This window comes from Flavobacterium sp. (assembly GCF_036741995.1).
Taxonomy (GTDB): domain Bacteria; phylum Bacteroidota; class Bacteroidia; order Flavobacteriales; family Flavobacteriaceae; genus Flavobacterium.
In genome coordinates, this window is sequence record NZ_DAINRG010000028.1 from 20,240 (window position 1) to 34,785 (window position 14,546).

Genomic DNA, 14,546 nt, shown 5'->3' on the forward strand with positions numbered 1-14,546 from the left:
GTTAAGATGTTAATGTTTGGTTAATGTATTTATCGTATAAATGTTAAAATGCTAAATTTGTTTAATGAATAAATTGTTTTTCCGTTTACTAATCATTTTAATGAGCTTATCCCTAATTGGCATAATACTTGTTCAAGTGTATTGGTTTGATAAATCATTTGAGAATAATGATGAACAATTTAAGTATCACGTTAAGCAAGTTCTGGGCAATGTTGCGGATAAATTGGAAAAATATGAAGCCTATACTTTCTATGAAAAATACAATCATGTAAAAGACAGTATAGGAAAAAATCCTGATAAAAGTGATTTTTTAGAGTTTGGTTACTATCAAAGAGATTCAAGAACCAACGAAACTATCATTTATTCCAACAGCATCATTTCCGAGGATTATGGCATATCGTCATCGTTCTTTGATAAAAAATTTGACAGTATTAAACAATTCAAAAATTTTTCTGCCAAAAGAAAAACAGAGATTTACAATGAAGGCATTGACAATCCGTCCATCAAAAACAACGTTTCTCCCGATGTAAAAATCGAAAAAGCAGGACGTTCGGATTTATTAGACAATGCACAGTTTGAAATGTTCTTCAAAGATATTGCTGCCGTTAAGCCTATTCAGGAGAGGGTTTCCAATGAAATGTTATTGAAACTATTATCTGAAGAACTCAATGAATACGGTATAAAAACACCATTCGAGTATAATGTCTACAGTAATGGTTTGGCTACTAAAATCAAATCGGAGAAGTTCAGATACGACAAGACAGCCACGTATTCTATCCCAATTTTTATTGATAACGATGGGAATAACAAATACCAGTTGTTGCTGACGTTCCCGCAAAAAAAGAAGTTTTTGTTTTCGGAATTAGTAGGCATCTGCATCTTGTCAATCATTTTTACGCTGATTATCATCATTGCCTATTCAAGTGCTTTGAGCCAATTGATCAAGCAACGTCAGATTTCTGAAATCAAAACTGATTTCATTAACAACATGACGCATGAGTTCAAAACACCAATTGCCACCATTAACTTGGCTTTGGATGCCATAAAGAATCCGAAAGTCATTGAAGATAAAGAGAAAGTGTTTCGCTATCTGCAGATGATTCGGGATGAGAATAAGCGAATGCACGCTCAGGTTGAGAATGTGTTGCGTATCTCTAAATTGGAAAAGAAAGAATTAGAAATTACCAAGGAATCCAATAACATTCACGATATCATTGAAGATGCTATTGATCACGTGAATTTGATTATTGATGACCGAAACGGAAAAATAACCACTCATTTTGAGGCTACCCGAACAACGGTACTTTTGAATGATGTTCATTTTACCAACGTATTGGTTAACATACTGGATAACGCTATAAAATATTCTCCGGAAGAACCGATAATCGATATTTATACAGAGAATGTCAAAGAGTTCGTTATCATCAAAATAAAAGATCAAGGAGCCGGAATGACAAAAGCGGCCCAAAAAAGAATATTTGAAAAGTTTTATCGGGAACACACCGGTGATTTGCACAATGTAAAAGGTCACGGATTAGGGTTAGCCTATGTAAAACGAATAGTTGACGATCATAACAGTCAGGTTTTTGTCGAAAGTGAAAAAGGAAAAGGAAGCACATTTATAATTAAAGTCCCACTCATAAATTAACATATATGGAAACAAATAAAAAAATTCTTTTAGTCGAAGATGACCAAAACTTCGGAATAGTTTTGAGAGAGTATCTGACTCTAAATGATTTTGATGTAACCCTCGCCAAGAATGGTATGGAAGGTTTTGAAAAATTCAAAAAAGACAACTTTGACTTGTGTATTTTGGATGTAATGATGCCCTACAAAGACGGTTACACCTTAGCTAAAGAAATAAGAGAAAAAAACAAAGACGTGCCTTTGATTTTCCTGACCGCCAAGTCAATGAAAGAAGATGTCATGAAAGGCTACAAAGTTGGTGCCGATGATTATTTGAACAAACCTTTTGATTCAGATGTACTGTTGATGAAAATCAAAGCTATCATCCAAAGAAAATCAGCTGAAAACAAAAATGAACCAGCCAAATTTGAATTCCAAATTGGTAAATTTCTTTTAAATTCTAAGCTACGTTATTTGAAATTTGATAATCAGGAGCCAATTAAATTATCACCAAAAGAGTCTGATTTGTTGAAAATGATGGCTATCTATGAAAATGATTTAATGCCGAGAGAATTAGCATTGACCAAAATTTGGAGAGAAGACAACTACTTCACTTCAAGAAGTATGGATGTGTACATTGCCAAGTTGCGTAAATACCTAAAAGAAGATCCGGGAGTTGAAATCCTGAACATCCACGGAGAAGGTTTCCGATTGGTAGTAAAAAAATAAGAAAAGTGGCTTCAAGAAATTGGAGCCCTTTTTATTTTAAATGCAATTGAAGCGCAAAACAGGTTTTTGTATCCCGCTGTACCGCAAAAATAATTTCATTACTTAGGTCAAGTTGTTTGATTTCAACCGTGTCATTTAAGGAAACTTCTTTGAGATAGTTCATTTCAAAGCTATCAATTTGTTGATTCTGAATGATGTCCAAATCCAATGCATCTAAGCACCATTCCAGGTATTTGACGCTATTGGCATGATTAACAATGTCTAAATCAGAAAGCAATACTTTATGATGGGCAACCTGCGCCATATCTTGTTGAAAATCAATTTTACTGAAAGCCTGAACCGTTGCCCTGTCTGAATATTTTTCAAAATGCTCGTGTGGCAAAGCCAAATTTTCCGGCCTTCTGGTGTTGGTATTAAAGACGGCCCAAAAAGTTTCACAACCGATGATTTTTTCTTCTCCCAAATAGATTTCCAGGCAACGGATAGAACGGGAATTCTCCAGTGAATTAATCCAGGTTTTAACCGTTATGGTTTCTTTCCATTTTGGCAACCGCTTTATTTCTACCCGCATTCGGCTCAAAACCCAAGCCTGATGATGCACTTGCATGTCACTGAAACTAATGCCGCCAAGTTCAGCGTGCAAACCGGCGGTCAATTGCAAAATATTACACAAATCGGTATATTTCAAATACCCATTCGGATAGCATTGCAGAAAATTGATTTCCCAATCTTGCTGTAAAACGGAAGTGAAGTTAGGAGCGATTGGCATCTATTTGATTTTTGTTTCAATACAATTTATAATCTCTTTTCTATCGGCTAAATAATCAAACCAAACCGCATTTTCAGTTCGCTTAAACCAAGTCAATTGGCGTTTGGCGAAACGTCGTGTGTTTTTCTTGATTTCTTCAACAGCAAAATCTAACGGAATCTTTCCACCAAAATAATCAAACAATTCCCTATAACCAACGGTTTGCAAGGCATTCAATGCTTTGTTTGGATACAATGCTTCAGCTTCCGCCAAAAGTCCTTCGCTCATCATAATATCCACACGCTGATTGATTCGGGCGTACATGATGTCTCTTTCGGCTTCCAAACCAATGACAATAGGAGTGAAGTGGCGCTGGTTTTTCTTTTGTCCGATAAAACCTGAATACGGTTTTCCAGTACCTAAGCAAACTTCTACAAAGCGTTTCATTCGCTGAGGATTTTGCAAGGTTTGTGGATTTTCGGAAAGCAAGGTATTGTAATAGTCAGCATCCAACTCTTTCAACTTATTTTGGAGATACTCAATACCCAATTGCTCATACTGAACGCAAATTTCTTCTCTGAATTTGGAATCAATGTCCGGAAAGTCATCAAACCCTTTCAACACAGCATCTACATATAATCCGGAGCCACCCACCATGATTTGAACGTTATTTTTCAAAAATAATTCATCCAATTTGGCAACAGCTTCTTTCTCAAAATCACCCACCGTATACGATTCAAAAATGGATTTGTTTTGGATAAAATAATGTGGAGCCGCTGCCAATTCTTCCTCAGTGGGAACCGCAGTTCCGATACGCATTTCCTTAAAAAACTGCCGACTGTCACACGAAATAATGGCACAACCAAAATGCTGTGCCAAAGCAATACTCAGAGAAGTTTTCCCGATAGCAGTTGGCCCAATAATGGTGATTAAATAGTTCATGATTAAAAGGTAATAATCTTCATCACCTTATTTTTTCTCAAATACCCTTGTATAATGGTTTTGGTATCGCGGTTGTTCTGCATCGGAATGATGATGTTTTTCAGGATTTCAATATTGTTCACCTGATAATTCAAATCAAAGAAACAATAGCCTTTGTAAATTCCGTTTTCTATCAATACTGCGCTGCGTTCGTCCACACTTCTGCCGCGGTCAATGATGACCATGTTGTTGTTTTCAAAACTGGCGTTCTGAATGAATTCGGCAACACGCTCGTTGTAGGTTTCCGGCAATTCCTTACCAAGACAAGCACCATTGCATTCCTTTATTTTATGCTGAAAGCAACCGTTTTGGGTTTCGTATAAACCATTTAGTTTTTGGCACAAATGATATTCCGAGGTCACTTTGAAAAGCATATTTTTTCCTTCCTGAATGCTGCTGAACGAAGTAATTTCTTTTTTTCGGCCATCGGCTTTCAACACTTTCAATGTCATATAACCGTTTTCATCTTTCTCTTGGTACAATGCCCATTGAAAAATGCTTTTCCGCTGAGCGGTATTATAAACAGGTTTGTTGATTTTTATTTCTTCGCTTTCTTTTAGTAAGGCAATCAATTCGCTGCCTGTAACTTCATAAGTCACGGCAAAAACGTCGCGTTGAATCTTTTTACTTTTCCCCGAAGTTCCCGTAAAATGCTGGTTGATGCGTTTCTTGATGTTTCGGCTTTTGCCAATATAAATCAAATCGCCTTTCTCGTTGTGAATGTAGTAGATGCCCGTTTTGCTTGGCATGCTCTCAACGATATCCAATAATTTTGGCGATAATCCTTTCTTGATTTCGGCTTTGATTAAACTAATTAAAATTTCTTTTTCGACATCTTTGGCCAAAAGCATTTTAAACAATTTTACCGTAGCCATAGCATCACCACTGGCGCGATGCCTGTCGGTAACCGGAATTCCTAACGAACGAACCAGTTTTCCCAAGCTATAAGAAGCTTGCCCCGGAATTAATTTTTGAGATAATTCAACGGTACAAAGAGTAGGCTTGATGTAATCATAGCCCAATCGGTTGAACTCTGTTCTCAGGATTCGGTAATCAAAAGAAGCGTTGTGTGCCACGACTATGCAGTCTTCGGTAATTTCAATAATACGCTTGGCGACTTCATAAAACTTTGGTGCCGACCGCAACATGGCATTGTTAATTCCCGTCAATTTCACCACAAAAGGCTGAATTGGTTTTTCAGGATTTACCAAACTGATGAACTGGTCAACAATTTCATGGCCGTCAAATTTATAGATAGCAATTTCAGTAATGCCTTCTTCATTAAATTGACCACCGGTAGTTTCTATGTCGAGTATTGCGTAAATAAGTTTTAATTTAACGGTTATTATCTGCCACCAAAGATACTACTTCCAATTCGAACCATAGTGCTGCCACATTCGATTGCCAATTGGTAATCACCACTCATGCCCATCGAAAGAGTTGTCAGTTGTGGATGCTTATCAAATATCGATTTTAATATTTGAAATTCTTTTTTGATTTGAGCTTGATTATCAGTGAAAGTAGCCATTCCCATTAGGCCAATGACTTTAATGTTTTTTAAACTTTTGAATTCTTCTGAATTTAGAATTTCTTCCAATTCTTTTTCATCCAAACCAAATTTGGTTTCTTCTTCCGCTATGTACATTTGAAGCAAACAATCGATAATTCGGTTGTGTTTCTTGGCTTGTTTATTGATTTCTTCCAATAATTTTAAGCTATCCACACCATGAATCAAAGTCACGTATTCCGCCATGTATTTCACCTTGTTGGTTTGTACGTGGCCAATCATGTGCCACTGAATGTCTTTGGGCATGGCTTCCCATTTTTCGGTCATTTCCTGGATTTTGTTTTCTCCAAAAATGCGCTGACCGGCATGGTAGGTTTCCATCAAATCAGCTACTGGTTTGGTCTTGGAAACCGCTACCAATGTGACATGGGAGGGAAGGGAAGATTTTATTTTGAGGAGATTGTCTTGTATTGACATTTTCAAATTTTCAAATTGGTACATTTTCAAATTACAATTCATACACCATCAAGCCGCTTCGGAACTTTGGTTCTATGTACGTACTTTTTGGAGGCATAATCAAGTTGTTGTCGGCCAAAGCTTTGATTTCAGCAATATCCGAAGGGTAGAGCATAAAGCCCACTTCAAATTCGCCTTCATCCACCAATTCTTTGATCGTCAGTATGGATTGTTTTCCGGGAATGTATTCAATGCGTTCATCGTTACGCAAATCTTCGATTCCAAGTAAAGGCTGCAGTACTTTATCGTATAAAATTTGAGCATCCAAATTCTCCAAAATCGAAGGCTGTTTGTTTTCCTGTTTGTAAAACAAGGCATAGAAATTACCATCGAGGTACATGCCAAATTCAAACTTACTTTGCGGTTTCCACAATTCCTGTTCTTTGTCTTTGATGATGAAATATTCCGAGAGTTTTTCGATAAAATCATCTTTGGAAAAACCATTCAAATCGCGAATGATTCGGTTGTATTCATAAATTTTGACATTGCTTTCCGCAATCAGGAAGCTCATGAAATAGTTTAGATTTTCATTGCCCAAATGCTTGTCTTCATCATACAACAATTCCGCGGATGCTGAACGGTGATGGCCATCGGCAATATATAATTCGGGAATGTTTTCAAATTGCTTTGTCAACCAACTAATTTCTTCTTCGGTTTCTATTTTCCAAAGCTGGTGCTTTTCTTTATTGGTGGTCGAATAGTTGTAAATGGGTTGCTGTTTTTTCTTTTTAACAATCCAATTATCCAATTCCAAATTATCGGGATACGTGATTAAAACCGGTTCTGTGTTGAAACCTGTTTGGTGCAAATAATCCTTGAAATATTCCACGCGATACTGCAACGTATCCTCGTGTTTTTTGATGATATTGTTTTTGTAATCTTCAATCGAAGTCCCGGCGACAATTCCGGTGAACGATTGGGTTTTGCTTTGAATTTCGTATAAAAAGAAAACGGGTTTGTCTTCTTCCATGAAAACGCCTTCTTCTTTAAAATCCTGATATTTGTGAGCCACTCCTTTAAAACGTTTGTCCAAAGTAATTTTTTGCGAGTGCATATAGGCCGGATTGATTACGTGCAAAAACGAATACGGATTAAAACTCAACCAAGCGGCAAGCTCAGCCGAACTGTAATCATCATAGTTTCTGCAAGTCACCAACGCTACTTTATCAGGCGTTGGACGAACCGCTTTGAAAGGAATTATTTTGCTCATATGTTTTTAAGCGAATTGTTTGGAAACTTTTTCTGCTTTTTTGCTTTCGGCATAATCATAGAACCCTTCTCCTGATTTTACACCCAGTTTTCCGGCCATTACCATATTGACTAAAAGTGGGCAAGGAGCGTATTTCGGGTTTTTGAATCCGTCGTACATTACGTTTAAGATGGAAAGACAAACATCCAATCCAATGAAATCAGCCAGTTGTAACGGCCCCATCGGATGTGCCATTCCGAGTTTCATCACGGTATCAATTTCGCTAACGCCGGCAACGCCATTGTATAAGGTTTCGATGGATTCGTTAATCATGGGCATCAGAATTCTATTGGCTACAAAGCCAGGATAATCATTAACTTCTGTTGGAGTTTTTCCAAGTTTAATCGATAAATCCATGATGATTTTAGTTACTTCATCCGAAGTGTTGTAGCCGCGAATGATTTCTACCAATTTCATAATCGGCACCGGATTCATAAAATGCATTCCGATTACACGCTCTGGATGCACGACTTGTGCTGCGATTTGAGTAATTGAAATCGAAGAAGTATTGGTTGCCAAAATCACATTGTGATCGCAGATATCGCTTAGTTGCTTGAAGATGTTTAGCTTCAGCGTTACGTTTTCAGTTGCGGCTTCTACTACTAAATCGGTTCCTACCACACCGTCTTTGATATCGGTATAAGTGATGATGTTGCTTATGGTTTTGTGTTTGTCGTCTTCGGTGATGGTGCCTTTGGTTACCATTCTGTCAAGGTTGGCAGCGATGGTGGCTATTCCTTTTTCCAAAGATTTTTCGGAAACATCAATCAGTTTTACGGTAAAACCGCTTTGGGCAAAAGTGTGAGCAATGCCATTGCCCATGGTACCTGCGCCTATTACAGCTATTGTTTTCATTATATGGGTTTAGTTTGTTTTTTGTTTTTAAAATATTGGATAAGAAATATGGCTAAAAATACAATAATTCCCCATTTGTCGCTGTTCCATTTGATGTATATAAGATAAGCTAAAAAAGGGAGCAAGGCATATATTAAAATTGTATCAGCCTTTCGTACTGAAATTTTGACTTTCTCTGGAGTTTTTTTCCAAAGGGAATCGAAAAGAAGGGATAGCAATGACATTATAAAAAGGACTGCAATAATTACCAAACCAGCATAAATTAGGGTTCTTTCAGTTCCTAATTTATCAGTAAACGCATTCTTTAAAAAATACAGTCCAATTATGAGCAATACTAGATAAAGAATAGGTTTAACAACCTTATTCATTAGGTAATATATGAATTCCTTCCTGTTCATTTTTATTTTGAAATCTGTTGCATACTGTCAATAATCATGTAGGCCACGCGCAGGGCTTCCGTTCCGTCTTCTAAGGTTACAATCGGAGTGGTGTTGTTATTGATAGCATCGGCAAAAGTGTCTAATTCGTCCAAAATAGCGTTGTTGTGACTTACTTCAGGGTTGGCAAAATAGATTTGTTTTCTTTCGCCTTCTGCATTTTGCAAAATCATATCAAAATCGCCGGGAACTTCCGGAGCTTCTTTCATTTTGACCACTTCACAGGTTTTGTCTAAATAATCTACAGAGATGTAAGCGTCTTTTTGGAAGAAACGCGACTTCCGCATGTTTTTCATCGAAATGCGGCTCGAAGTAATGTTAGCCACACAACCGTTTTCAAATTCGATACGCGCGTTGGAAATATCTGGCGATTGGCTCAACACCGAAACACCGCTGGCGTGAACGGCTTTGACTTTTGATTTGACCACACTCAAAATCGCATCGATATCGTGTATCATTAAATCCAATACCACAGGAACATCAGTACCACGCGGATTGAATTCGGCCAAACGGTGGGTTTCGATAAACATTGGGTTGTCAATCATATCTTTCACGGCAGTGAAGGCAGGATTGAAACGTTCTACATGCCCAACTTGTCCTTTGACGTTGTATTCTTTGGCTAAAGCAATAATTTCTTCGGCTTCTTCAACGGTGGTTGAAATCGGTTTTTCGATAAAAACATGTTTCCCGGATTTGATGGCCACTTTAGCACATTTATAATGCGAAAGCGTAGGAGTCACTATGTCAATCACATCCACAGCATGGATTAATTTGGCAATAGTATCAAATTGTTTGTATCCAAATTCGGCTTCGATTTTTGCTCCGTTTTCGTGGTTCTCGTCATAAAAGCCAACGAGTTCGTATTTTTCTGATTGTTGTAATAAACGCAAGTGTATTTTTCCAAGGTGACCGGCACCTAAAACGCCAACTTTAAGCATATAAATGTATTTTAAACAAAAATAGAAATTAATTAATAATTGGTAATTTTTAATTGCCGATTTCTTTACTATTTTTACCGAATAAATCTCAACCCAAATTGAAAGACACCAGCAAACATCAAGGACTTCGAAATCAATTGGCCAAACAATTGGAAGAAAAAGGAATTACCGATAAGAATGTGTTAGAAGCGATTCGCAAAATTCCGAGACATTTGTTTCTGAATTCCAGCTTTGAAGACTTTGCTTATCAGGATAAGGCCTTTCCTATTGTGGCCAACCAGACAATTTCACAGCCTTATACAGTGGCGTTTCAAACGGAATTATTACAAATAAAAAAAGAAGACAAAGTCTTGGAAATAGGCACAGGAAGCGGTTATCAAACCGCCGTTTTGTGCATGCTCGGCGCCAAGGTGTACTCAGTCGAAAGACAAAATGAATTGTTCAAAGCCACCTCTCTTTTATTACCAAAATTGGGCATTCGTCCAAAACATTTGGCTTTTGGCGACGGTTATAAAGGACTACCCAATTTTGCACCGTTTGACAGCATCATTGTTACTGCAGGTGCGCCGATTATTCCAAAAGCCTTAATGGCTCAGCTAAAAATAGGAGGTAGACTGGTGATTCCCGTTGGAGAAGATGTTCAAGTAATGACATTGTTCATTCGAAAAAATGAGACTCAATTTGAAAAACACGAATTTGGTGATTTTCGTTTTGTTCCTTTGTTGGAAGATAAAAATTAGAAGGATTTTTTAATTCGATCCAAATCCCGTTTAGTGTCTTGTTCTTTCAGACTTTCACGCTTATCATAGGTTTTCTTTCCGCGACAAAGTCCGATATCGAGTTTGGCGATACCTTTTTCATTGGTAAACAATTTTAACGGAATGATGGTCAAGCCCTTAGTGTCCATGGCTCTTTCCAATTTTTTCAACTCTCTTTTATTCAATAACAGCTTTCGCTCGCTTTTGGCTTTGTGATTGAACTGATTCCCATATAAATATTCGTCAATTTGTGTATTGATGGCGAATAATTCGTTGTTGTGAAATTCACAAAAGCCTTCCGTAATATTAGCTTTTCCTAACCGAATGGATTTGATTTCTGTTCCGGTTAAAACAATACCAGCCGTGTAGGTTTCAATTATTTCATAATCGAACTTGGCTCGTTTGTTTAGTATGTTGATGGTTTTTAACATGGATGGCAAATGTATAAATTATTGCTGCAATTTGGAATGAAATTATCAATAAAAAAAACACTTGAACTATGATTTATATCAGGTTTTTAGCAAATTCTTCAGGATAATTTTGGGGTATAATTTTAAACCAATATTCAAAATGAAAAAATTATTATTAGCAGCAGGGATTGTATTACTATCATTAACTGCTCAAGCACAAGAAAAAAGTCAAGGCTTACAAGGAGCATGGTGGGCAACGGCACAATTTGGTTACCAACAAACTAAAACCGGTGACAACAAAGGGACTAACCTTACTGTTTTGCCATTGGCAGGTTATTTTGTATCCCCATCAGTTACTGTTGGAGCCGGAGTAGGGATGATTAACATAAAATCAGAAAATGCTGCCGGTACAGCTGCCAACACCAATTTAATTGTGGTAGAACCTTTAATTAGAAAGTACTGGAATGTAGCCGGAAATTTCTATTTCTTCGGACAATTAGCCGCTCCAATCATTTCTGGTAAGGAAAAAGAAGCGAATACAAAAGTAAATCAGTACGGTTTAGCCATGTCAGGAGGTATGGATTTCTTTGTAACCAAACACTTCTCTGTTGAGTTCTCTTATGATTTGGCCAACTTTACATCAACCACTATCAAGCCAGATGGCGGCGATAAAACAACCGTTAATAATTTTTCAGTAGCGCATGTTGCTTCAGCTGATCCTGTGTATATAGATGCTTTGGGTGGAAGTATGCCTAACCTGACTACACCGTTATCTTTCGGATTTAAATTTGTGTTTTAATTTAGGAGTTAATAATTAGTATTCGACGCTGTCGAATTCTAGAGACCGTCATTCTTGATTGAATGACGGTTTTTTGTTACTTTTACGGCATGCAAAATACTTCCTCAAAAGATCCGCTTCATGGGATTACACTTCAAAAAATTGTAGAACAATTGGTTGATTTCTATGGTTTTGATACGTTGGGTGAATTGATAAACATAAAATGCTTTCGGGACAATCCATCGGTTAAATCAAGTTTAACTTTCTTGCGAAAAACCGATTGGGCTCGAAAAAAAGTGGAAGACTTGTATGTTAGAACTCTTCCTAAATGGGAGAAAAAGTGATTATTTCTTAAAATTTCTTTTCAATAAAGAATAGATTACGGTGTCCCAATATTTGCCTTCCCACAATTCATTTTCAAGAATATGCGCTTCTTTAACAAACCCGTTTTTTTGTAAAACCCGTTCCGAAGCAATGTTTTCCGGATCAATGACGGCTTCTATGGAATGCAGATTCATTTGCTCAAAACCATAAGCCACTACTGCTTTAATCGCTTCCGTGATGTACCCTTTTCCATTAAATTCGGGTAGCGACATGTAGCCAATTTCAGCCCGATGATTTTCAGGTTGAATTCGGTAATGCCCAATGATTCCAATGATTTTGTTGCTTCCTTTGATGGTAATTCCCCAGTTGATTCCGATATTGTTGACAATCTTATCTTCAATCATGGCAATATGCTCTAAGGCGTCTTCCTTAGTTTGGGCTATGGGTCTTGGAATGTATTTCATAATTTCGGGATTGCCGCGTAGTGCTAGTACTTCATCAGCATCGTTTTCGTCAATGCGACGCAGCAGCAATCGTTCGGTTTCTATATTCTGAAAAGGATGGAAATTGATGGTCAGCATACTTCTGTTTTTTGGTAAAATTATAGAATTTCTATGCTAAAATGATATTCTTTGGTCGAATTACTTTCTAATAACTGAATGCCTTCTTTTTCCATAATGTTGCCATTGGTAGTTAAAACATCGGAATACCCAACCCAAGGTTCTAAACAAAGAAACGGCGCGTTCATTTTGGTCCAAATCCCAAAATTGGGAAAATCAGCAAACTTAAAATTCAGGAAGGGAACTTTATTTTCGATAATCTGAATTTGTTTCGATTGCAAGGCTTTAAAGATTAATGCATCATTTTCAAAAAGCGAATAGGTGAGCGGTAATTGATTATCAATTAGTTTAATTTCTTGTTGATTGTTCGAAAGCAAATCGTTTTCCAATTGGTAACTGATAAGTTTTTCGTTGGGTTCAAACTGCAAACTGTATGTTTCAAAATCTTCTGCTAAAGCAAATGCCGGATGTCCACCAATAGAATAGGGCATCGTTTCAGTATCGTTATTTATGATGGTATAAGTAATACTTAATTCGGTGTTTTTTAAAGAATATGTTATTTGTAATTCAAAGTCAAACGGGTAAATGGTCTTTGTGGTTTTATTTTTTTGTAGCGAAAAAACTACTTTATTTTTTTTCTTATGTACTAAGATAAATTCTAAATCCCGGGCAAAACCATGGCGGGTTAATTCATAATTTTTGCCTTTGTAGGCATAGGAATTATTTTGTAAAGTACCTACAATCGGAAATAAAACAGGGGAGTGTTTGCCCCAATGCTTTGGGTTCCCTTCCCAAATGTATTCTCTTTTAGAGTCGATATGCTGTAATGATATCAGTTCAGCTCCTTTGTGATTTATGCTGGCGGATAACTTTGAATTTGAGATAGTTGTAATCAATGCTGGATTGTGATTTTTATTTAAAAAGTTTGGTTCACAAATATATTTTATTAATTTTATTCTGCCCATTAATCTATTACTAACTTAATCTTAATTATTATGATACCAAATTTCGAATCTATCGAAAAGGAAAAAATTCATCAACTTTCTTTTCCTAAATCAGATGTTCTCGAATCCCGAGAAGAAATCCAACAACGTTTTTCCGATTTGAACAGAGCTTTGGCTTTAGGAAATCTGGAGCATGCTAAAATCAGAATCTACTTTGAAGACAATCAATCTAAAAAAGTCGTGGAAACCACGGTTTGGGCTGTAACCGATCAACGGGTTATACTCAAGCAAGGCCATTCGATTCCCATAAACAGGATATACAAATCAGCTTAATTTGAACCACTCTTTGGAGTGGTTTTTTTGTATGTGCAAATTTTTATTATTTGAGAAGTAGGGGAAATGTATTCTTAAATGTTTCGTTAACTGTATTTAATCGATTTTATGTGTTTTTGGCCGACAAAAACTATAGTATGATCTGTCAAAAAGATAAAATGTATACTGTCACTATTAATCAAAATGAAGTTTTTGCCCCCACAGCTACTTTATTAAAAATTTAGCATGCTACTATGAAATTAAAAATGTTTAAAATTTTATTGCCTTTGGCAATGGTGTTTACTATGGTCTCTTGTAACTCTGATGCTTCAGAAACAACTTCGACAAATAAAACGTTGGTAACAACATACAATTACAATGACACAGAATTAAATTTAGTAGCAATAATCAATACTTATCGTCAAAGTATCGGATTGAATTCACTCGAAGTAATCAATCACATCTCCTACAAATGTGAAGAGCATAACCAGTATATGATTGCTAATAATGTTGTCAATCACGAATATTTTCAGGATAGAGTTGATAATCTTGTCACGGTTTTAAATGCACAAACTGTGGCTGAAAACATTGCTTATAATTATTCTTCGGCTGCAGCTGTCCTTAATGCTTGGTTAAACAGTCCAATTCACAAACAAAATATAGAAGGTGATTTTACCAATTTTGGATTAGCGGTCACTCCTGATCCGGAAACAGGGAAGAACTATTTCACCTGTATATTTATTAAAAAATAATAAATCTGCTCTCAACTAAATAATTAGAGTAATGTAATATTCTTTTATTTACACCTGCAAAAAATATAACCACTCTACGGAGTGGTTTTTTAGTTTTGGCACTAACGAAAAATAATATCGAC

At 36.5% G+C, this 14,546-nt stretch carries 18 protein-coding genes; 7 read left to right on the top strand and 11 right to left on the bottom strand.

Annotated elements, in window-relative coordinates; translation table 11 throughout:
- Positions 1 to 64: 64 nt before the first annotated feature.
- Positions 65 to 1,648 (top strand): sensor histidine kinase, encoded by a 1,584-nt coding sequence (locus V7D82_RS09275; RefSeq protein ID WP_333600698.1) that lies wholly within the window; start codon positions 65 to 67, stop codon positions 1,646 to 1,648.
- A gap of 5 nt (positions 1,649 to 1,653) precedes the next feature.
- Positions 1,654 to 2,355 (top strand): response regulator transcription factor, encoded by a 702-nt coding sequence (locus V7D82_RS09280; protein ID WP_333600699.1) that lies wholly within the window; start codon positions 1,654 to 1,656, stop codon positions 2,353 to 2,355.
- Positions 2,356 to 2,386: 31 nt separating this feature from the next.
- Here the strand turns inward: V7D82_RS09280 and V7D82_RS09285 are convergent, their stop codons facing one another.
- Genes V7D82_RS09285 through V7D82_RS09320 form a run of 8 tightly spaced genes read right to left on the bottom strand, consistent with a single transcriptional unit; the run spans position 2,387 to position 9,586 of the window.
- Complete coding sequence (locus tag V7D82_RS09285) at positions 2,387 to 3,124, bottom strand: acyl-[acyl-carrier-protein] thioesterase (protein ID WP_333600700.1); 738 nt, start codon at positions 3,122 to 3,124, stop codon at positions 2,387 to 2,389.
- On the bottom strand, positions 3,125 to 4,045 hold the full coding sequence (miaA, locus tag V7D82_RS09290; RefSeq protein ID WP_333600701.1) for a tRNA (adenosine(37)-N6)-dimethylallyltransferase MiaA: 921 nt from the start codon (positions 4,043 to 4,045) through the stop codon (positions 3,125 to 3,127).
- Between the two features lie 2 nt (positions 4,046 to 4,047).
- Positions 4,048 to 5,409 (bottom strand): exonuclease domain-containing protein, encoded by a 1,362-nt coding sequence (locus tag V7D82_RS09295; RefSeq protein WP_333600715.1) that lies wholly within the window; start codon positions 5,407 to 5,409, stop codon positions 4,048 to 4,050.
- 20 nt (positions 5,410 to 5,429) lie between these two features.
- A complete protein-coding gene (locus tag V7D82_RS09300) occupies positions 5,430 to 6,068 on the bottom strand; it encodes a YggS family pyridoxal phosphate-dependent enzyme (protein ID WP_333600702.1) in 639 nt (212 codons plus the stop codon).
- A gap of 31 nt (positions 6,069 to 6,099) precedes the next feature.
- Positions 6,100 to 7,317 (bottom strand): DUF1015 domain-containing protein, encoded by a 1,218-nt coding sequence (locus tag V7D82_RS09305; RefSeq protein ID WP_333600703.1) that lies wholly within the window; start codon positions 7,315 to 7,317, stop codon positions 6,100 to 6,102.
- A gap of 6 nt (positions 7,318 to 7,323) precedes the next feature.
- On the bottom strand, positions 7,324 to 8,211 hold the full coding sequence (locus V7D82_RS09310) for a 3-hydroxyacyl-CoA dehydrogenase family protein (RefSeq protein ID WP_333600704.1): 888 nt from the start codon (positions 8,209 to 8,211) through the stop codon (positions 7,324 to 7,326).
- Positions 8,211 to 8,579 carry a hypothetical protein gene (locus V7D82_RS09315; protein ID WP_333600705.1) on the bottom strand — a complete coding sequence of 123 codons (369 nt, stop codon included), beginning with the start codon at positions 8,577 to 8,579 and terminating at the stop codon, positions 8,211 to 8,213. The genes V7D82_RS09310 and V7D82_RS09315 overlap by 1 nt, the downstream gene beginning before the upstream one ends.
- A 32-nt stretch (positions 8,580 to 8,611) precedes the next feature.
- Entirely contained in the window at positions 8,612 to 9,586 is a 975-nt protein-coding gene (locus V7D82_RS09320; protein ID WP_333600706.1) for a Gfo/Idh/MocA family protein, read from the bottom strand.
- Between the two features lie 98 nt (positions 9,587 to 9,684).
- Here V7D82_RS09320 and V7D82_RS09325 point away from each other — a divergent pair, with 98 nt between their 5' ends.
- Complete coding sequence (locus V7D82_RS09325; RefSeq protein ID WP_333600707.1) at positions 9,685 to 10,326, top strand: protein-L-isoaspartate(D-aspartate) O-methyltransferase; 642 nt, start codon at positions 9,685 to 9,687, stop codon at positions 10,324 to 10,326.
- Here V7D82_RS09325 and smpB read toward each other — a convergent pair.
- Positions 10,323 to 10,775, bottom strand: coding sequence for an SsrA-binding protein SmpB (gene smpB / locus V7D82_RS09330; protein WP_333600708.1), 453 nt, complete (start codon positions 10,773 to 10,775; stop codon positions 10,323 to 10,325). The genes V7D82_RS09325 and smpB overlap by 4 nt on opposite strands.
- Before the next feature lie 139 nt (positions 10,776 to 10,914).
- On the opposite strand from smpB, the gene V7D82_RS09335 reads away from it, so the two are divergent.
- On the top strand, positions 10,915 to 11,553 hold the full coding sequence (locus V7D82_RS09335; protein ID WP_333600709.1) for an outer membrane beta-barrel protein: 639 nt from the start codon (positions 10,915 to 10,917) through the stop codon (positions 11,551 to 11,553).
- An 89-nt stretch (positions 11,554 to 11,642) separates the two neighbouring features.
- Positions 11,643 to 11,876, top strand: a complete 234-nt coding sequence (locus V7D82_RS09340; protein ID WP_333600710.1) for a VF530 family protein — start codon at positions 11,643 to 11,645, stop codon at positions 11,874 to 11,876.
- On the opposite strand, the gene V7D82_RS09345 is transcribed toward V7D82_RS09340, so the two are convergent.
- Complete coding sequence (locus V7D82_RS09345) at positions 11,877 to 12,437, bottom strand: GNAT family N-acetyltransferase (RefSeq protein WP_333600711.1); 561 nt, start codon at positions 12,435 to 12,437, stop codon at positions 11,877 to 11,879.
- A gap of 20 nt (positions 12,438 to 12,457) precedes the next feature.
- Positions 12,458 to 13,312, bottom strand: a complete 855-nt coding sequence (locus V7D82_RS09350; protein ID WP_333600712.1) for an aldose 1-epimerase family protein — start codon at positions 13,310 to 13,312, stop codon at positions 12,458 to 12,460.
- Between the two features lie 99 nt (positions 13,313 to 13,411).
- On the opposite strand from V7D82_RS09350, the gene V7D82_RS09355 reads away from it, so the two are divergent.
- Together V7D82_RS09355 and V7D82_RS09360 are read left to right on the top strand one after the other, a co-directional pair.
- Positions 13,412 to 13,693, top strand: a complete 282-nt coding sequence (locus tag V7D82_RS09355; protein ID WP_333600713.1) for a hypothetical protein — start codon at positions 13,412 to 13,414, stop codon at positions 13,691 to 13,693.
- Positions 13,694 to 13,926: 233 nt separating this feature from the next.
- Entirely contained in the window at positions 13,927 to 14,424 is a 498-nt protein-coding gene (locus V7D82_RS09360; RefSeq protein WP_333600714.1) for a CAP domain-containing protein, read from the top strand.
- Positions 14,425 to 14,546 lie beyond the last annotated feature (122 nt).

Excerpts from the sequence above, each read along its gene's own strand:
- V7D82_RS09275 (WP_333600698.1), top strand. The coding sequence starts at position 65 with ATGAATAAATTGTTTTTCCGTTTACTAATCATTTTAATGAGCTTATCC.
- V7D82_RS09285 (WP_333600700.1), bottom strand. The coding sequence starts at position 3,124 with ATGCCAATCGCTCCTAACTTCACTTCCGTTTTACAGCAAGATTGGGAA.
- V7D82_RS09280 (WP_333600699.1), top strand. The coding sequence starts at position 1,654 with ATGGAAACAAATAAAAAAATTCTTTTAGTCGAAGATGACCAAAACTTC.
- V7D82_RS09305 (WP_333600703.1), bottom strand. The coding sequence starts at position 7,317 with ATGAGCAAAATAATTCCTTTCAAAGCGGTTCGTCCAACGCCTGATAAA.
- V7D82_RS09320 (WP_333600706.1), bottom strand. The coding sequence starts at position 9,586 with ATGCTTAAAGTTGGCGTTTTAGGTGCCGGTCACCTTGGAAAAATACAC.
- V7D82_RS09300 (WP_333600702.1), bottom strand. The coding sequence starts at position 6,068 with ATGTCAATACAAGACAATCTCCTCAAAATAAAATCTTCCCTTCCCTCC.
- V7D82_RS09310 (WP_333600704.1), bottom strand. The coding sequence starts at position 8,211 with ATGAAAACAATAGCTGTAATAGGCGCAGGTACCATGGGCAATGGCATT.
- V7D82_RS09340 (WP_333600710.1), top strand. The coding sequence starts at position 11,643 with ATGCAAAATACTTCCTCAAAAGATCCGCTTCATGGGATTACACTTCAA.
- miaA (WP_333600701.1), bottom strand. The coding sequence starts at position 4,045 with ATGAACTATTTAATCACCATTATTGGGCCAACTGCTATCGGGAAAACT.
- V7D82_RS09355 (WP_333600713.1), top strand. The coding sequence starts at position 13,412 with ATGATACCAAATTTCGAATCTATCGAAAAGGAAAAAATTCATCAACTT.
- V7D82_RS09315 (WP_333600705.1), bottom strand. The coding sequence starts at position 8,579 with ATGAATAAGGTTGTTAAACCTATTCTTTATCTAGTATTGCTCATAATT.
- V7D82_RS09360 (WP_333600714.1), top strand. The coding sequence starts at position 13,927 with ATGAAATTAAAAATGTTTAAAATTTTATTGCCTTTGGCAATGGTGTTT.
- smpB (WP_333600708.1), bottom strand. The coding sequence starts at position 10,775 with ATGTTAAAAACCATCAACATACTAAACAAACGAGCCAAGTTCGATTAT.
- V7D82_RS09345 (WP_333600711.1), bottom strand. The coding sequence starts at position 12,437 with ATGCTGACCATCAATTTCCATCCTTTTCAGAATATAGAAACCGAACGA.
- V7D82_RS09335 (WP_333600709.1), top strand. The coding sequence starts at position 10,915 with ATGAAAAAATTATTATTAGCAGCAGGGATTGTATTACTATCATTAACT.